Source organism: Paenibacillus sp. FSL M7-0134, assembly GCF_038007865.1.
Classification (GTDB): domain Bacteria; phylum Bacillota; class Bacilli; order Paenibacillales; family Paenibacillaceae; genus Paenibacillus; species Paenibacillus polymyxa_B.
Window position 1 is genome coordinate 2748203 of record NZ_JBBOXV010000001.1, and the last position, 15896, is coordinate 2764098.

General features: G+C 46.9%; 14 protein-coding genes. 11 read left to right on the top strand and 3 right to left on the bottom strand.

Annotation, left to right across the window (positions count from 1 at the left end; all coding sequences use genetic code 11):
• Positions 1-10 precede the first annotated feature (10 nt).
• From NSQ58_RS12235 to NSQ58_RS12245, 3 genes are read right to left on the bottom strand one after another with little or no spacing between them, the layout of a single operon-like run.
• Positions 11-946, bottom strand: a complete 936-nt coding sequence (locus NSQ58_RS12235) for a transketolase family protein (RefSeq protein WP_076264801.1) — start codon at positions 944-946, stop codon at positions 11-13.
• A 2-nt stretch (positions 947-948) separates the two neighbouring features.
• Positions 949-1794 carry a transketolase gene (locus NSQ58_RS12240; protein WP_025718384.1) on the bottom strand — a complete coding sequence of 282 codons (846 nt, stop codon included), beginning with the start codon at positions 1792-1794 and terminating at the stop codon, positions 949-951.
• Positions 1795-1848: 54 nt separating this feature from the next.
• Positions 1849-3312 carry an L-fucose/L-arabinose isomerase family protein gene (locus NSQ58_RS12245; RefSeq protein WP_068941454.1) on the bottom strand — a complete coding sequence of 488 codons (1464 nt, stop codon included), beginning with the start codon at positions 3310-3312 and terminating at the stop codon, positions 1849-1851.
• A gap of 311 nt (positions 3313-3623) precedes the next feature.
• Between NSQ58_RS12245 and NSQ58_RS12250 the strand changes: the two genes are divergently transcribed.
• The 11 genes from NSQ58_RS12250 to NSQ58_RS12300 all read left to right on the top strand — a co-directional run bounded on the left by NSQ58_RS12250 (position 3624) and on the right by NSQ58_RS12300 (position 15854).
• Positions 3624-4694, top strand: a complete 1071-nt coding sequence (locus NSQ58_RS12250; protein WP_023989374.1) for a LacI family DNA-binding transcriptional regulator — start codon at positions 3624-3626, stop codon at positions 4692-4694.
• Positions 4695-4736: 42 nt separating this feature from the next.
• Positions 4737-6686: a BglG family transcription antiterminator gene (locus NSQ58_RS12255; RefSeq protein WP_028540520.1), complete on the top strand. Its 1950-nt coding sequence runs from the start codon at positions 4737-4739 to the stop codon at positions 6684-6686.
• A gap of 178 nt (positions 6687-6864) precedes the next feature.
• Complete coding sequence (locus NSQ58_RS12260) at positions 6865-7224, top strand: PTS lactose/cellobiose transporter subunit IIA (protein ID WP_023989372.1); 360 nt, start codon at positions 6865-6867, stop codon at positions 7222-7224.
• The gene (locus NSQ58_RS12265) at positions 7221-7520 is read left to right on the top strand and encodes a PTS sugar transporter subunit IIB (RefSeq protein WP_023989371.1); all 300 of its coding nucleotides are present in this window, start codon (positions 7221-7223) and stop codon (positions 7518-7520) included. The genes NSQ58_RS12260 and NSQ58_RS12265 overlap by 4 nt, the downstream gene beginning before the upstream one ends.
• A 44-nt stretch (positions 7521-7564) precedes the next feature.
• Positions 7565-8974 (top strand): glycoside hydrolase family 1 protein, encoded by a 1410-nt coding sequence (locus NSQ58_RS12270; protein WP_341057519.1) that lies wholly within the window; start codon positions 7565-7567, stop codon positions 8972-8974.
• 45 nt (positions 8975-9019) lie between these two features.
• Positions 9020-10324, top strand: a complete 1305-nt coding sequence (locus NSQ58_RS12275) for a PTS sugar transporter subunit IIC (RefSeq protein WP_341057521.1) — start codon at positions 9020-9022, stop codon at positions 10322-10324.
• A 71-nt stretch (positions 10325-10395) separates the two neighbouring features.
• The gene (locus NSQ58_RS12280) at positions 10396-11682 is read left to right on the top strand and encodes an apiosidase-like domain-containing protein (RefSeq protein ID WP_254347484.1); all 1287 of its coding nucleotides are present in this window, start codon (positions 10396-10398) and stop codon (positions 11680-11682) included.
• A gap of 123 nt (positions 11683-11805) precedes the next feature.
• A complete protein-coding gene (locus NSQ58_RS12285) occupies positions 11806-12465 on the top strand; it encodes an S-layer homology domain-containing protein (protein WP_341057523.1) in 660 nt (219 codons plus the stop codon).
• Between the two features lie 274 nt (positions 12466-12739).
• Positions 12740-13408: a uracil-DNA glycosylase gene (locus tag NSQ58_RS12290; RefSeq protein ID WP_341057525.1), complete on the top strand. Its 669-nt coding sequence runs from the start codon at positions 12740-12742 to the stop codon at positions 13406-13408.
• Between the two features lie 16 nt (positions 13409-13424).
• Positions 13425-13847 carry a hypothetical protein gene (locus NSQ58_RS12295; RefSeq protein WP_023989366.1) on the top strand — a complete coding sequence of 141 codons (423 nt, stop codon included), beginning with the start codon at positions 13425-13427 and terminating at the stop codon, positions 13845-13847.
• Between the two features lie 120 nt (positions 13848-13967).
• Positions 13968-15854, top strand: coding sequence for an Ig-like domain-containing protein (locus NSQ58_RS12300; protein ID WP_341057527.1), 1887 nt, complete (start codon positions 13968-13970; stop codon positions 15852-15854).
• Positions 15855-15896: the final 42 nt, after the last annotated feature.

Below are 15896 nucleotides of genomic sequence, written 5' to 3' on the forward strand. Positions count from 1 at the left end.
GCTTCGCCCTCTACTTATTAATCAATTCGAATGCAATTTGTTTGATATTGTCACCCGTAATGCCGTAGTGGTGGAAAACTTCCGCCGATTTACCGGCAATCGCCGGCTCATCCGGGATGCCGAGCACTCTCATAGGAACCGGGTGATTCTGCACAACAACTTCTGCCACGGCTGCGCCGAGACCGCCGTAAATGCTATGTTCCTCAACGGTAATGATGCGTCCAGTTTCACGTGCAGCGGTAATGATCGCCTCTTCATCCAGCGGCTTGATTGTATGCATGTTGATTACCCGGGCGGATATGCCTTCGTCGTTGAGTGCCTTGGCGGCATCGAGTGCGATTCGCACGGTTTCACCGACACCAATAATTGTAACGTCGTTGCCTTCTCTCACAGTTATAGCTTTGCCTATTTCGAATGGGTAATCATCGGTTTCGTAAACGTCCTCAACGGGATTACGCCCGATTCGCACGTATACGCCGCCGTCATATTTTACAAGTGCTTCAGTCAGTTTCTTCGTTTCGTGACGATCAGCAGGCAGGACAATCGCCAGTCCCGGAATTGCCCGGGCTACTGCGATATCTTGCACGGAGTGGTGTGACATGCCAAGCGCCCCGTAGCTGACCCCTCCGCTAATGCCGATGAGCTTCACATTTGTCCGTGAATAAGCAACGTCAACTTTGACTTGTTCAATACTGCGCATACTGAGGAAGCAGGCTGGTGAAGTCACAAACGGTTTTTTACCGCTGTGGGCCAGGCCTGCAGACATGCCTACGATATTCTGTTCGGCAATGCCGACCTCGACGAACTGCTCCGGGAACGTATTGGCAAAGGGAGCCATTGCAGCAGAACCGCGCGAATCGCTGGCCAGTACCATGATATCACGGTCGTCTTTGGCCAACTCCAGCAGTGTGTCACAGATTACTTGGCGATTAGGAATTTTATTCATGCTTAATGCACCTGCCCTTTCTGCGTCAATTCTTCGATCGTTGCCTTTAGCTCTGTGAGAGCCAGCTCAAACTCTTTATCATTAGGCACATGGTGATGCCATGCCGGGACATTTTCGGCGAACGATACGCCTTTGCCCTTGGTGGTATTGGCCATAATTAACGTTGGCTTTCCGGCTACTTCAGGGGCGGACCTGAATGCCTTAAGCAATTCTTCCATATTGTTGCCGTTGATAGAGACGACGTTCCAGCCGAAGGCAGTCCACTTCTCTTCCAGCGGCTCCAGTCCCATGACTTCTTCGGTAGCACCGCTGATCTGGAGTCGGTTGCGGTCGATAATGCCGATCAGGTTATCCAGCTTATAATGAGAGCCTGCCATAGCGGCTTCCCAGTTGGAGCCTTCGGCCTGTTCGCCGTCTCCCATTAAACAAAATACACGGTAAGGACGGTCATCCCGCTTGGCAGCTAGTGCCATGCCTACGGAAATGGGCAGGCCGTGGCCGAGGGCCCCGGTGTTCATTTCAATCCCTGGAACCTTGTTGTTCGGGTGGCCAATGAGTCGGGTGCCGAACTGGCTATAGGTCTCCAGCTCTTCTTTTGGGAAAAAGCCCCGGTCGGCCAGAATACACCATAGAGATTCTACGGAATGCCCTTTGCTGGCGATAAAGCGATCACGGTCATCCCATTTTGGATTAGCAGGGTCAACGTTCATGATTTCATAATATAAAGCCGTTAAAATGTCTGTATTGCTCAGCGATCCCCCCGTATGTCCCGTTTTGGCGCGGTGAATGATGGTTAGCAGGTCCATGCGGATTTGTGCGGCTTTTACTTTCAGTTCCTGGATTTCCATAATGTCCTCCTCAAGATAGGTATTATAGGGATGGGCTTTGTCGCTTTAGACGTCTCAAACGTGAAGGTTCGGGCGCTTATTACGGGCGAGATCGGATCCTCTAAGCCAGCTTTGAATTTCCTGTTCCGTGGGATCGACCGGATCAGGCGTCAGGCCGGGTATATAATTGCAGGCCTCATAAATGGCCGGGATCACATTGGCGTGGATACCTACGGAATGATGGACGTAAGGCCCTTTTACGAGTTTTTCCTCCCACAGCGGCCAATCGTTTACTTCCACCCATACGTAGGAGCCGCGGGTATAAGGACCTTCAATACCCCGGGCACGCCCGAGGAACATGGAGTACTCACCGTGGTCGCCGTCAAATCGGGCAATGGTCATACCGCCACCGCGGATTTCGCCTTCATGAGTTCCGGGAGAATGGTCGTCGAAGAGAAAATGTTTGCGTAACTTCGGTTTGTTCTCTACGGAGAGCGAGACCGGGAAATTGCCACAGTGGAAGAGAAGTTCGCCGTTATCATTCTCAGGATGTCGAACAGTAATATCTGCGAAGAAGGTTGGCAATGTGTTCATGGAGGCAGCCTGCACCATAATGGAAGTAATGGCTCCATGGATATCTGTTTCACAAGTAACCGGAATTTGTTCGTCAGTCAGGATTGCATTGGCCAGACACGGCATAATAGATATGGCATCCTGCAAAGAGGACCAGCACTGAATTGCGATAGCGCTGCTTCCCGTCTCACGGGCGAAGGATTTCATGGCGACCTTTAAAGCGGCTATCCGTCTTACATCATCTTCGGTCACTTCACTGTAATCGAGTTTTTCTTTAATGTAATCCATCGTTTCCAGAAGCTCTGAGCTATTGCTGGAGGCGATTTTTTTGGTTCTAAGCTGAATGTCGACAATGGTAATGGGATGAATCTCAATGCCGAAGCGTTCCAGCAGTTCGCCTTCATTGCACATCATCGTCCAGAATGAAGCGGGGCGGGGGCCAATCTGGAGAATGCGTAAGCTCTTGAATTGGCGCACGACGTTGGCGGCCGCCACAAAGTTGGTAAAGCCTCTTTCGAAAACCGGATCATTCACCCAACTGTTCGTTACATAGGTGAAGGGAACGTTGAATCTTCGCAGCACTTTACCTGTGGCGAAAATACCGCATTGGGTGTCGCGAAGGCGCATGCCGTCCGCAAGCGGCGCTTCATCCCGCGGTCCCCACAGCAGGACAGGCTTGCCGAGCGCCTTGCCTACACGAGCTACAGTATCTTCTGTACCAAAGTTGCAATGTGGGAAAAAAACAGCGTCGACTTCTTCTTCTTTGAATCGCTTTGCAATTAAATCCGCGTTTATATGGTCGTCATACAGCAAGCCTTCCTCATTAAGGCCCTCCAGGTCTACAATGTCGATATCCATGCCTAAACTCTCAATTTTCTTGCGAATTTCCACTTTGTACTTAAAGGCATCGTCGGCGCTGAACGTAAATCGGCGCGTCGGAGCATAACCCAACTTTAATTTCTTCATGATCATGTCTCCTCTGTACTTGAATAAACAACATTTGCTGAACAAAATAGAATAAATAAACTAAACAAAATCAAATTAGTTTAGTTGTAAAAACTAAATTCAATGACTATTTCTATGTCGAGGCCATAGTAACATCGAATTAAAACGGTGTCAATTAATTATTTAGTGATATTTAGTTATAAAAACTAAAAAAATAACTAAATAAATATAAATAAATTCAGCTAATTATTGCATCGCATCTCAAATCGGTGTAAACTTCATTTATTCACTTCACTGCTGTGTTCATCTTATTTAGAATGGAGAATTAGGGCATGAAAATGGAAGACATTGCCAAGCTGGCCAACGTATCCAAATCAGCTGTTTCACTGGCCTTCAGCGGCAAGCCGGGTATTGGCCCGGATACGCGTGAACGTATTCTCCAGGTAGCCCACGAGGCAGGATACAGTCCCAAAAGCAAGACGATAACGGCTTCAAGAAGTGATAAGTCCTTGCTTTTTCTCGTGTGTACAAATTCGGGCATTGTCCTTGAGGAATACTATCAACAGCCATTTTTTAAAGAATTAATCCAGTTTATTGAGGAACGTTGCCGACAAAAAGGGTATTCGTTGATCTTCTCGACGGTCGACGTAGAATTTTTCCAGAGGGATATCCAGATGGTTGCAGAGGAGAAACGCAGTGCAGGCACCATTGTTCTGGGAACCAATCTGACCCGTGAGCAGATCAGTGATATTCATGGCAAGCTGCCGAATCTGATTGTGCTGGATACCTGCTTTGATACGCTTCCCGTACAATTTATCCAGATTAATAATGTTATGGGTGCTTATCAGGCAGGAGCTTATTTATGCGACATGGGTCATACCTCAATCGGTTATATTGCTTCAAATGTACGAATTCATAATTTTGAGGAACGTAAACGCGGATTTTTGGCGGCACTCATGGAACGGGGGCTGAAGATTCCGGAGGCACAAATGCTGGCTGTAGCGCCAACCATTCTTACTTCGCAGGAGGATCTGAATCGGCAGTTAACCGTTTATCTGGAGAGCGGGAAAACTTTGCCGACGGCCTGGTTCTGCGAATGCGACTATATTGCTATCAGCGCTATGAAGACCATGAGCGAGCTTGGCATCCGGGTGCCGCAGGATACTTCAATTATCGGCTTTGACAACATTACGGAATCGGTCATTGTTACGCCGGAGCTAACGACCATTCATGTAGAAAAAGAAAGAATGGCCGTTCTGGCTGTCGATCTCCTGACCGATACTATTGAGCAGGGAACGCAGGTTACAGCAAAAATCACAGTGGATACGAAATTTGTAGAGCGCAATTCCTGTGCTGCTCCTGCCACTTTCGTACCTAAAGGCGAGCTAACCGAGCAGGCCTGAGTAGAGGATAGATTTTGACAAAAGAACGGGGGGTCACCTTGAATGAATACGCGAATGGTTTCGATTCTACAGCATTTGCTGGCTGCGGACACTCCTGTCAACAGCGAGCATCTGGCAAAGTTGATCCAGGTTACTTCACGTACCGTACGTAGCGATATCAGAGAACTGGATGAATTTCTGGCCAAGCATGGAGCATCGATTCAGCCTGTTCGTTCAAGGGGGTATGAACTGAAAATCACGGACGACCGCAGCTTTCGTACGCTCCTACAGCAGTTGTTCCTGTATAACGAACCGGATGATCCCAATTCTCCTGAATACCGACAGCGTTATTTAATCTCGCGCCTCCTGCTTACAGAAAATTATTTGAAGCTCGAAGAGTTGGCGGATGAGTTATACATTAGCAAATCCACCGTACAAAATGATTTCAAAGAGGTTAAGCATATGCTACAGGCTTACGGAATCGGCATTGATAAGCGCCCGAATTACGGTGTCAAGCTGAGGGGCGACGAGGTTCGCTTACGTTTCTGCATGTCTGAATTCATCGTCAACCGTTCTGAAGAAGAAAGGGCTGGGGGCGTGGAGGCCGCATCGAGAATGGTTACCCCTTGGGAAATGACACTCATTCGAGGTATTATTCTGGAGCAAATCCAGAACCACGGGGTCACTTTGTCGGATGTTGCCTTCAATAACCTGTCCATTCATATCGCTATAGCTTGCAAGCGTATTCGCGATGGGAACCGGGTCGCGATGCTTTCCGATGAAAGGGAAGATTTTCGGGCTACCGAGGAATTTCGAGCCGCTGAACATATTGTTAGCCACATTGAAAAGCAAATGGATTTGACCTTTCCGGAGGATGAGGTTGCTTATATCGCCATGCATCTGGCCGGGAACAAGTGGTTTGAGGGAGTTACGGAGCAACAGACAGAAGAGACAGGGCCTCAGAAGCTCTTGGATCGGGGAATTTATGAGCTTGGCAGAGAAATGCTGGCTGAAATTGACAGGGGCTTTAACCTGAATATCAGCCGGGATCAAGAACTGTTAATGGGCATATGTCTTCATCTGAAATCGGCGCTAAACCGCGTAAAATATAGGATGAATATCCGTAATCCGATGCTGGATCATGTGAAGAATAATTATCCTTTGGCTTTTCAGGCGGGGGTCATAGGTGCCAAGTTAATCGAGAGCAAACTGAATTTGACCATACCAGAGACAGAAATGGGTTATTTGGCGATTCATATCGGGGCCGCCATGGAAAGGCAGCAGATGAACAACAGACCTAAACGCTGCCTTGTCGTATGCACTTCGGGTGTTGGAAGTGCCCGCTTGCTGTATTACAAGCTACGTAGCAAGTTCGGTGAAAGGCTTGAGGTTGCTGGCACGACCGAGTATTACAAGTTGCAGCAGGTTCCTTTGCATGGCATTGATTTTGTGGTAAGCACAGTTCCAATCCCGCAGACATTATCCGTTCCGGTCGTGGTAGTTCAGACTCTGCTTGGCGGCGGTGACATCGATAAGATTGAAGAGCTGCTGACGGATGAAAACGAATTTACTTTCCGCTACATTATGGAAGAGCTTGTATTTCTGAGACATAACTTTACTACAAAAGAAGAGGTTATTACTTTTTTGGGAGAAAGAATGCATGCTTCCGGATTGATCCGCTCTTCCGAGGGATTCATCGGATTGGTGATGGAAAGGGAAAATGCTGCTCCTACGGCTTACGGAAATCTGATAGCCATTCCTCATCCTATTATTCCGCAAAGCAACCGGACGGTATGGGCGGTCTGTACACTGAAATCTCCCATAGATTGGTCCGGCAAGCCCGTGCAGTTCGTCTGCCTGCTCAGTATTAACAAAAACGGCGACGAGCCTCCGGCGAAAATGTATAAGCATCTGATGGGACTACTCGACGACTCGGATATTATCCAGCAAATGCTGGAATGCAAAACCTACGGGGATTTTGCTCAAATTATTGTCAAACATAAACTGTATTAAAATAAAGCTCTGCACGACATCTGCTTGGATTTTGAACAAGCATCGTGCAGAGCTTCTCTATTTTTTTCCATTGTAAGCATTTCCGCTTCTAGTGGAAAAGGGTTGCGTTTAGAAGTCGGCAAGAATCGTATACACTGAATCTGTAAGCTAAAGAGATGAAATGCATGAGGTGAATTCAATGGATGAGTATCAGGAAATCATAATGGGACTTATAACAAATTCGGGTATTGCGAAGAGTAAAGCTATGGAAGCTATCAGCTTTGCCGAGAAGGGTAATGCGGAGCAGGCAGCAGAATGTCTTGAAGAATGCAAGAACGAGCTGGTCCAAGCGCATAAATCGCAGACGCGACTGATCCAGCAGGAAGCGGGTGGGACAGCTCATGAAGTGACACTGCTAATGGTGCATGCACAAGACCATCTCATGTCTGCCATTACGACCAAGGATCTGGCGAGACATATCGTGGAACTTTACAGCAGATTGAACCGTTACGAAGCAACAGTATCCATCACACCATTATCGGGGAGGAATAACCAATGAAACAAATTACGCTTGTATGCGCAGCAGGAATGTCTACAAGTATGTTGGTACAAAAGATGCAGAAGGCTGCACAGGCTCAAAATGTTGAGGTTGAAATCAGAGCTACTTCCGAAAGCTCTTTTAAAGAGTATGCGGACAAAACGGACGTATTGCTGATAGGACCGCAGGTTGGCTACTTGGAAGACGATTTTAAAACCAAATACGAGCCTAAAGGCATCAAGGTAAGCGTAATCGACAGAATGGATTATGGCATGATGAATGGTGAAAAAGTACTTGCCGAAGCCTTAAATCTATAATCGTCTGTACATATAGATCAACACTTTTTCATTGGAGGTGTTAAATGAAATATCATAAATTGAAAGCGTTTGATTCCAATTTTCTATGGGGTGGATCGACCTCGTCCTATCAGTTTGAAGGAGCATGGAACGAGGACGGAAAAGGGCCGTCTGTTATTGACACCCGTCCGCCCCGGGAAGAGATCACTGATTATAAGGTGGCAAGCGATCATTACCATCACTATAAGGAAGACATTGCCTTACTGGCAGAAATGGGCTTTAAGGCTTATCGCTTCTCGGTGGCCTGGACCCGCATTTATCCGCAGGGAACAGGGGAATTGAATCCGAAAGGCATACAGTTTTACAACCATTTAATTGATGAGTTATTAAAATACGGGATCGAACCGATCGTGACCATGTATCATTTTGATCTTCCGGCAGCTTTGGAAAAAGAAGGCGGATGGTCGAACCGTAGTACAATCAACGCATTTGAAACGTATGCGAAGACATTGTTCGAACACTTTGGGGACCGGGTGAAATATTGGTTAACTATTAACGAACAAAACATGATGATTTTGCACGGTTCCGCTTTGGGAACGTTGGACCCGAACCTGAAGAATCCGAAAAAGGAATTGTATCAGCAAAATCATCATATGCTTCTGGCTCAAGCCAGGGCGATGATTCTGTGCAAAGAAATGTTACCTGAAGCTAAAGTGGCACCGGCCCCTAACATCTCGTGCGTATATCCAGCGTCTTCGCGTCCGGAAGATGTGCTGGCGGCTGATAACTTCAACGCAATCCGCAATTGGTTATACCTTGATATGGCGGTGTTTGGCCGTTACAATACGCTGGTCTGGAGTTACTTCGAGGAAAAAGGCTATACGCCTGAGATTCAAGAAGGGGATATGAGCATTCTGGCCGCCGCGAAGCCAGACTTTATCGCTTTTAATTATTACAGCTCTGCAACGGTCAAAGCCAGTACCCAGAATTCGGTAGAAAAAGGCGGGATGGGAGATCAGCAAATCTCAGTTGGAGAAGTGGGTGTTTTTGCTGGGAGTGGAAATGAGTACCTGGAGCGAACGGAGTTCGGCTGGGGAATTGATCCGGCAGGCCTGCGTGTTACTCTTAGGAAGATCTATGACCGCTACCAGCTACCGCTGATCATTACCGAGAATGGACTGGGGGCTTATGATTCCTTGGAAGAGGGCGATGTTGTAAGAGATGATTACCGCATCGATTACTTGCGCAAGCATATCGAGCAATGCCAGCTGGCTATTACGGACGGAGTGGAGCTGTTTGGTTATTGTCCTTGGTCCGCAATTGATCTGGTCAGCACCCACCAGGGAGTAAGCAAACGTTACGGATTCGTCTATGTTGACCGGGATGAGTTCAACCTGAGACAATTGCGGCGGATTCGCAAGAACAGCTTCCATTGGTACAAAAATATGATTTCCTCAAATGGAAGCGCTCTCTAGATTATTGTTCAACAGATGAAACTCTAAAACAGGAGTTGAAGGAATATGGCTAACGAAAAAAAACTATCGCATAAATTGCAAAGATACGCTGGGAAAATTCAGCAAAATCGCTATATGAGCGCTATATCAAATGGACTGATGTCCACCCTTCCTTTTTTGATTATTGGAGCATTTTCGACGCTTTTCTCCGCACTTGCCTGGGAGCCTTACCAGAACCTCATCGCACCCATCAAGGGTATTATCGGATTAGGATCGACGATGACAACTGGCATCGTCGCCCTCTATGCAGTCTTCTTCATTGCCTACAGACTGGCGCAATCTTTTGACAAGGACCCACTGGTTCCCGCAGCAACGGCACTGCTCTCGTTTCTTATTTTGACGCCGATCCAAACATTCGATAAAGTCCGGGCGCTTCCACTTCAGTGGCTCGGTGCGCAGGGTTTGTTTGTCGCCATGTTGGTTGGCTTGCTCGCTTCCCGATTGTATATCTGGATTGTCGATCGCAACTGGACCATTAAAATGCCCGAAGGAGTACCGCCTACCGTTGTCAAAACATTCTCAGGATTAATTCCGGCGATACTCGTAGCTATGGTATTCGTTATCGTTTCCGGTCTATTCATGCATACGTCATTCGGTACGGTCCATGAGTTTATTTATACCTATCTGCAAGTGCCACTGGAAGGACTGGGTGGATCACTGGGGGCTATGATTGTCGCCCTCATCATTATGCAGGTGCTCTGGATGTTCGGAATCCACGGTGCAATCGTAACGCTTGCCATCGTCAAACCGATCTGGATGAGCCTGGATCTTGCCAATCTCGACGCTTTCCAGGCGGGAGCTCCGCTACCGAACATTATCGGGCTGGCTTTCTGGTATATCTTCTCAAACTATGCGCCGATGCTGGGCTTCGCTCTCCTGCTGGTCTTCTTGGCCAAGAGCAAGCAATTACGCACGATTGGCAAGCTCGGCCTTCCGGGGACTTTCTTCTCGATTCACGAGCCACTCAATTTCGGAATTCCAGTTGTTTTGAATCCGCTCCTGGCTATTCCGTTTATCATTTCTCCTATCGTCTGCGCCGTCCTCGGTTATTTTGCGACAACTGCGGGCTTGCTGCCCGCACCCATCGGAATTTACCCGGCATTTGGCACTCCGATTTTTGCTCTTGGCTTTATTGAGGGGAGCTGGAGACTTGCAGCTGCACAGCTTTTGCTCATTCCCGTTTGTATGTTGATTTACTATCCGTTCTTTAGAACGCTTGATAAACAAGCGTTGAACAGGGAACGCGAAGCACAGGAGAAGTCAGAGCAGGAGGGAACGGCTGGAGCCCAAACTAGTATCGTTACTTCATAAATGAGCAATAAAAGGGAAAGCGGCGAACTGTTCGCCGTTTTCTGTCATTACAGCAATAAGGGGGATGCCGTATGATAAAGCTTGGCATAGCGGAGAACAAACGTTACTTTGTCAATGAAGGAGTTCCATTTTTTTATCTGGCCGATACCGTCTGGAGCGCATTTACCAACATCTCACTGGAGGAATGGGCTGATTATCTTGACTACAGAAGTAGCCAGGGGTTTAATGTTCTGCAAATCAATTTGCTGCGGCAGTGGGATGCCAGCGGCAGTGATTTGGATTACGAACCGTTCGAACGGATTGAGGACGGGAGCTACGATTTTTATTCGCTGAATCCAGACTATTTTGACAGGGCGGAGACAATGGTCGAGATGGCGGTGAGCAAGGGATTTGTACCCGCGCTTGTTTTGCTTTGGTGCAATTATATCCCGGATACATGGGCGGCCAAGCTTCGTGATGAGAAAAAGATGCCTCTGGAGGCGGTAGAACCGTATGTGCGTTACGCGGCAGACCGATTCTCAAAGTATCACCCTATCTATATTGTGAGCGGGGATACCGACTTCCCGTCAGAGCGAGCGAACGAGTATTACCGCACCACACTTCACGTTGTGAAGACACATAGTCCGGAGTGTTTGACTACTCTCCACATTCAGGGGAGACTGGCGGATCTGCCGGATGAGTTCATTAACGATCCTAATTTGGACTTTTACATGTACCAATCAGGTCACAATTCGCAGTTTCAGTCCAAGGCCTACACCTTGGCGTTGGACTTCTACAACAAGCGGGTAACACGGCCTGTGCTAAACTCGGAACCTTGCTACGAGATGATGGGATACAGCCGGAGAGAATACGGTCGTTTCGGCCGTGCCGACGTGCGTAAAGCTGCATGGCAAAGTCTTTTGTCCGGTGCGGAAGCCGGCGTAACCTACGGAGCACATGGAATATGGAGCTGGCACAAAAAAGGGAAACGATTTGGAGTTACTGGGGAAGGTTTTGATAGCCCCTATGAATGGCAGGTTGCCCTTAAATTTGAGGGAGCGTGGGATTATGGATTCGCGAAGTGGCTGTTCCAGATGTACGGACTGGTAGATTTGCAGCCTTGGAACATAGTACTTAAAAACACGGAAGAGATTCGAGTTGCCTCAACCAGAGGCTTCGAAAAAATTGCTATTTATGTGCCGGTGAACACGGTCCTGAAGCTAGACGCCGATCTCAGAGAATATGACTTTACGATTATCGACCTGGAATACCGCCGATTTGCAGCAGCTTCGGTAGCGTTTCAGGGCAATGTAACGGTTATTGATATGCATAATTTTGAGGGGGATGTCATCGTGATTGGCGTTAAAGATAAGAATTGAGCGTTCGGGCAATCTTCATCCAAATCTCTGTTAGATATCGCTTGCAACCTTTCCATCCTGAACTACGTCAAAGAGGTTGTTAATGGCCAGGCGGCCTAATTCAACTACAAGGTGGAACTTGACATGAACATGAGAAAAAGTGCATTTGCAGCCATTACAACTGTAGCCATTTTGTCCTTCTCCGTTGGAGGTCAAATGTCTGCGGCAGACCGTCAATTCAAGGATTTGGACAACGTAAGCGGCAAAGAAAAAATTATATCCCTTAAAGATCAGGGTCTGCTCAAAGGTGCCTCTGACACGCAGTTTCTCCCGTCATCTAAAGTGACCGCTGCCCAGGGCATTCAGTTGATCTCCGGCGGACTCCAGCTCAGTTTGGCCGCTATTGATTTTAATAAGGCGCCACAGGCCAGCGGACTGTTTACCCATGTTAAGGATACTGCATGGTATGCCGAAGCCTTTATCAACGCGCATTATAATGGCGTAGAGATTCCAAAAGATAACGTTCCTTCAAAAACCCTGACTAAGGAAGAGTTCACCCACATGCTGATTCAGGGCATGGAAAAAGCAGGCGCTCTTCCGATGATTAAAATCGCACCTGCGAATATTGCGGATGACAGCGAACTGGAGCCTTCTTACCAAGGTAGCATTCAACGCTCGCTAGTCTACAAGGTCAATACCTTGGATGCAAATGAAAAGTTTCATCCAAAAAGCGAGATTACACGTGCCGAAGCTGCTGTTATGTTATATAATGCGCTGGAGTATCTGAACACTCATAAGGCTTAACCGACTGTTCTGAGCAACCCCTTGATTTTTACGAGGTAACGTGCGGATTTGGGCTTACAGTTACTTGACACCCTTATCGTTAATGCTATAATAAGGAAATCGAATTTAGATCCAACGGTAGCTGATTATCGTATGGTTTCTATCCTGGTCCTTCGGCATGTAACACAGGTAACGAATAAATAAGCTGGCTCCGGATGAGGGAGACCAGCTTATTTTTTTGTGAATAAAACGTTTAAATATTTCGGGACCTATATAGTGAGAGGAGACGGGAGTTATGTTTGGTAATGATTGGGATGAAGTTTTACGAGAAGAGGTAGAAAAGCCTTATTTCAATGAATTGAGGTATACATTAGCACGCGAATACAAGATACATAAAGTCTACCCTCCAAAGGAAGACTTGTTTTCCGCACTCAAATTAACACCATATCATCTGACCAAAGCGGTTATATTGGGACAGGACCCCTATCATGGAGAGGGACAAGCCCACGGCTTGAGCTTTTCTGTTAGACCTGGTGTGCGAACACCGCCATCTCTACTAAATATATACAAGGAGCTTCGCGATGATATCGGCACTCCCATTCCGAATCAGGGATACCTCGTGCCTTGGGCTGAGCAAGGTGTGCTGCTGCTAAACAACGTGTTAACCGTGCGTGAAGGACAACCGCAATCTCACCAGGGAATAGGTTGGGAACGTTTCACGGATGCTGTCATTGAAGCGATTAATGAACGCGAGCAGCCAGCAGTGTTTATTTTGTGGGGGAGCCATGCTCAGAAAAAAGCAAGCTTCGTGAATACCAGCAAGCATTTGGTGCTGAAATCCGTTCATCCAAGTCCATTGGCGGCTCACAGAGGCTTTTTTGGCAGCAAGCCTTTTTCGCGTACCAATGCATTTTTGCAGGAGCATGGAATGGAGCCTATTCGGTGGGAGATTCCTAACCGCTAGCACTGGAGGTGAGGACATGCGTCAGTGGAAGGGACGTCAGGTCATTTTATATCACGGCAACAACGGTCATACCCAGAAGGTGCGCGGCACGCTTGAAAAATGGGATGATATACGAAAGTGTGTTATTTTAGGCCCGAAAATGCTGGCTATTCCTTTTGAAAATATTACGCATATTACCATGCTTCCTCCGGGGCGTGAACGTAGAAGCCGCCATCCGGCGAAGCTGAACGCTATCGGTTATGTAATGAGCGTTCCGTTACAGTTTGATAATGCCATTCATTTTCAGTCGGCGGTGACGATTTGGAGAGAGGATCAGCTGATTGCTTATAATGTAAAGCTGGTTAGCCACTCGGCACACGATGTAATTCTTGAAGATGGACAAACCTTATCTAAAGAAGAGCATTTGTTTGTAGTAAGGTCACTACGTGGAGAACTTTAACTGTAATTATTCACCTTTTTTTGATGAAGGGTTCAATTTAGTTAGCTGCTAACCGATAAAAGTAATGGGATTGTTAATTATATCCTATTTTATAGAGATGAAACTAAGGGAGAGAAACGAATGGAGCGTATGAAACGTATGAGCAAACGGAGTACCTTCTTACTTGCTTTGCTGATGTTTGTATTTGCAGCATGGCCAGCGGGTTTGATCCGGGCTGAGGAGAGCACGACTTCCACGGTACAGTGGGACAGTCAAAATCCGACTACATTGAATCTGGGTGGAAGCCCCGCTCAATTAAAAGTGTGGTCATTGACAGAAAAGGGCAAAGAAGATGTTACACAAAAAGCAGAATGGATCTCTGGGGATTCAAGCATTTTAAAGGTAGATAAGGGACTCATTACTCCTGTGTCAAAAGGGCAGATTAAGATTGTTGCCACATATGAGCAGCAAACGGTAAGTACAACGATTACAGTAAAATCGCCTTACAGCAAGCTGCAATTAAATCCGTCTAGTCCCATTAATTTGACGATTGGTGGAGAATCAAAGCAATTGACTGCTCAAGGTGTACTTACTGGAGGTGGGACGGAAAATGTATCCGGTGTCGAATGGACTTCTTCGAATGCGGCTGTTGCTACCGTTGAAGATGGTCTGGTTCGTCCACTTGCCAAAGGCGTGACTTACATTAAAGCAAGCAAAGATGAACTCAAAGCACAAACGATTGTGTATGTGCGTTCTTCTTCTCAGGCATTAGTATTGAATGCAACTGGGTCCAAATCGGTCTTTCTGGGTAGCTCCCCAATTCAGGTTAGTGCAACCGATGTCAACCTGACTGGCGGCAAGACAGATGTGACCAACACGGCAGAATGGACTTCCTCCAATCCGTTGGTTGCCACAGTCGAGCAAGGTAAAATCACACCGATGGATGCAGGCAATTCGACGATTACAGCGTCCTATCACGGTTTGAGCAAGACTCTGAAGATTAATGTACTTCCGACGGTTGAAAAACTGGTTTCAAGCAAAGCCAGTCTGACTCTCGAAACAGGAGGCAAAACTTCTCTTCCGAGTATATCTGCTTATTTGGTCAATGGGGCTAAAAAAGCAGTTCAATCCGATGTAAAATGGAGCTTAGGCAGTGAAAGTGCAGTTAAAATAGCAAATGGTAAGCTGATTGCAGTGAACCCAGGCAGTGCAACATTGACAGCAACGGTAGGTGCACTCAAACTGGATATTCCAGTGACTGTGCAATACAAAGTGCTCAAGCTGACCGCTTCTGAGAAAAAATATGTATTGGTTGCAGGCCAAGAAGCAAGTATTCCGACAGTAAAAGCACACATGGCTGGTGGCGGAATCCTGGATGTTACCAATCAGGTAAGCTGGGTAGGTACAACAGCCGCAATTACAGTAGCAAATGGTAAAGTAAAAGCGGTAAATGGCGGTAACTCTGGAATCAAGGCTATGTATATGAACAAATATGTGAAAGTACCTGTCATTGTGGAAGGAGCCATTTCTACATTGACACCAAGCTTTTCGAGTGCTGATATGAATTTGAAAGGAAGTAAGTCCATCAAAGTCATCGGCATATATACGGATGGTAAAAAAGCTACGCTGAGCAGTAAAGTGAAATGGACATCATCGAATGCTTCCGTAGCGATCGTAAAAGGCTCTTCCATTAAAGCCGTTGGAATTGGAACAGCAACAATTACGGGCACATATCAGGATAAGTCGTTTAACGTTGAGATCAAGGTCACACCTAAGCTGCTCAAACTGGTATTGAGCAATAAAAACCTGAAGCTGCCTAAAGGCTCCTCTCAAGTGCTTAGTGTGAATGCAGTTTATGATTCAGGCGCTACTACCAATGTGACAAGCTCAGCGGTATGGACATCTTCCAAACCGTCGATCGTACAAGTTACTGGCGGTCAGGTGAAGGCGATTGATACCGGAAGTTCCAGTATCAAAGTAGTCTATGGTGGTAAGACTGTAGCGACATCGGCCAGAGTGTTAAAATAGTCTACGCATATTGCCACATCCACTTATACAAAATAACCCCCG

Bases quoted from the DNA above. Each gene is read 5' to 3' on its own strand.
- NSQ58_RS12245 (WP_068941454.1), bottom strand. From the start codon at position 3,312: ATGAAGAAATTAAAGTTGGGTTATGCTCCGACGCGCCGATTTACGTTC.
- NSQ58_RS12295 (WP_023989366.1), top strand. From the start codon at position 13,425: ATGCGTCAGTGGAAGGGACGTCAGGTCATTTTATATCACGGCAACAAC.
- NSQ58_RS12235 (WP_076264801.1), bottom strand. From the start codon at position 946: ATGAATAAAATTCCTAATCGCCAAGTAATCTGTGACACACTGCTGGAG.
- NSQ58_RS12275 (WP_341057521.1), top strand. From the start codon at position 9,020: ATGGCTAACGAAAAAAAACTATCGCATAAATTGCAAAGATACGCTGGG.
- NSQ58_RS12240 (WP_025718384.1), bottom strand. From the start codon at position 1,794: ATGGAAATCCAGGAACTGAAAGTAAAAGCCGCACAAATCCGCATGGAC.
- NSQ58_RS12270 (WP_341057519.1), top strand. From the start codon at position 7,565: ATGAAATATCATAAATTGAAAGCGTTTGATTCCAATTTTCTATGGGGT.
- NSQ58_RS12250 (WP_023989374.1), top strand. From the start codon at position 3,624: ATGAAAATGGAAGACATTGCCAAGCTGGCCAACGTATCCAAATCAGCT.
- NSQ58_RS12260 (WP_023989372.1), top strand. From the start codon at position 6,865: ATGGATGAGTATCAGGAAATCATAATGGGACTTATAACAAATTCGGGT.
- NSQ58_RS12265 (WP_023989371.1), top strand. From the start codon at position 7,221: ATGAAACAAATTACGCTTGTATGCGCAGCAGGAATGTCTACAAGTATG.
- NSQ58_RS12300 (WP_341057527.1), top strand. From the start codon at position 13,968: ATGGAGCGTATGAAACGTATGAGCAAACGGAGTACCTTCTTACTTGCT.
- NSQ58_RS12255 (WP_028540520.1), top strand. From the start codon at position 4,737: ATGAATACGCGAATGGTTTCGATTCTACAGCATTTGCTGGCTGCGGAC.
- NSQ58_RS12280 (WP_254347484.1), top strand. From the start codon at position 10,396: ATGATAAAGCTTGGCATAGCGGAGAACAAACGTTACTTTGTCAATGAA.
- NSQ58_RS12290 (WP_341057525.1), top strand. From the start codon at position 12,740: ATGTTTGGTAATGATTGGGATGAAGTTTTACGAGAAGAGGTAGAAAAG.
- NSQ58_RS12285 (WP_341057523.1), top strand. From the start codon at position 11,806: ATGAACATGAGAAAAAGTGCATTTGCAGCCATTACAACTGTAGCCATT.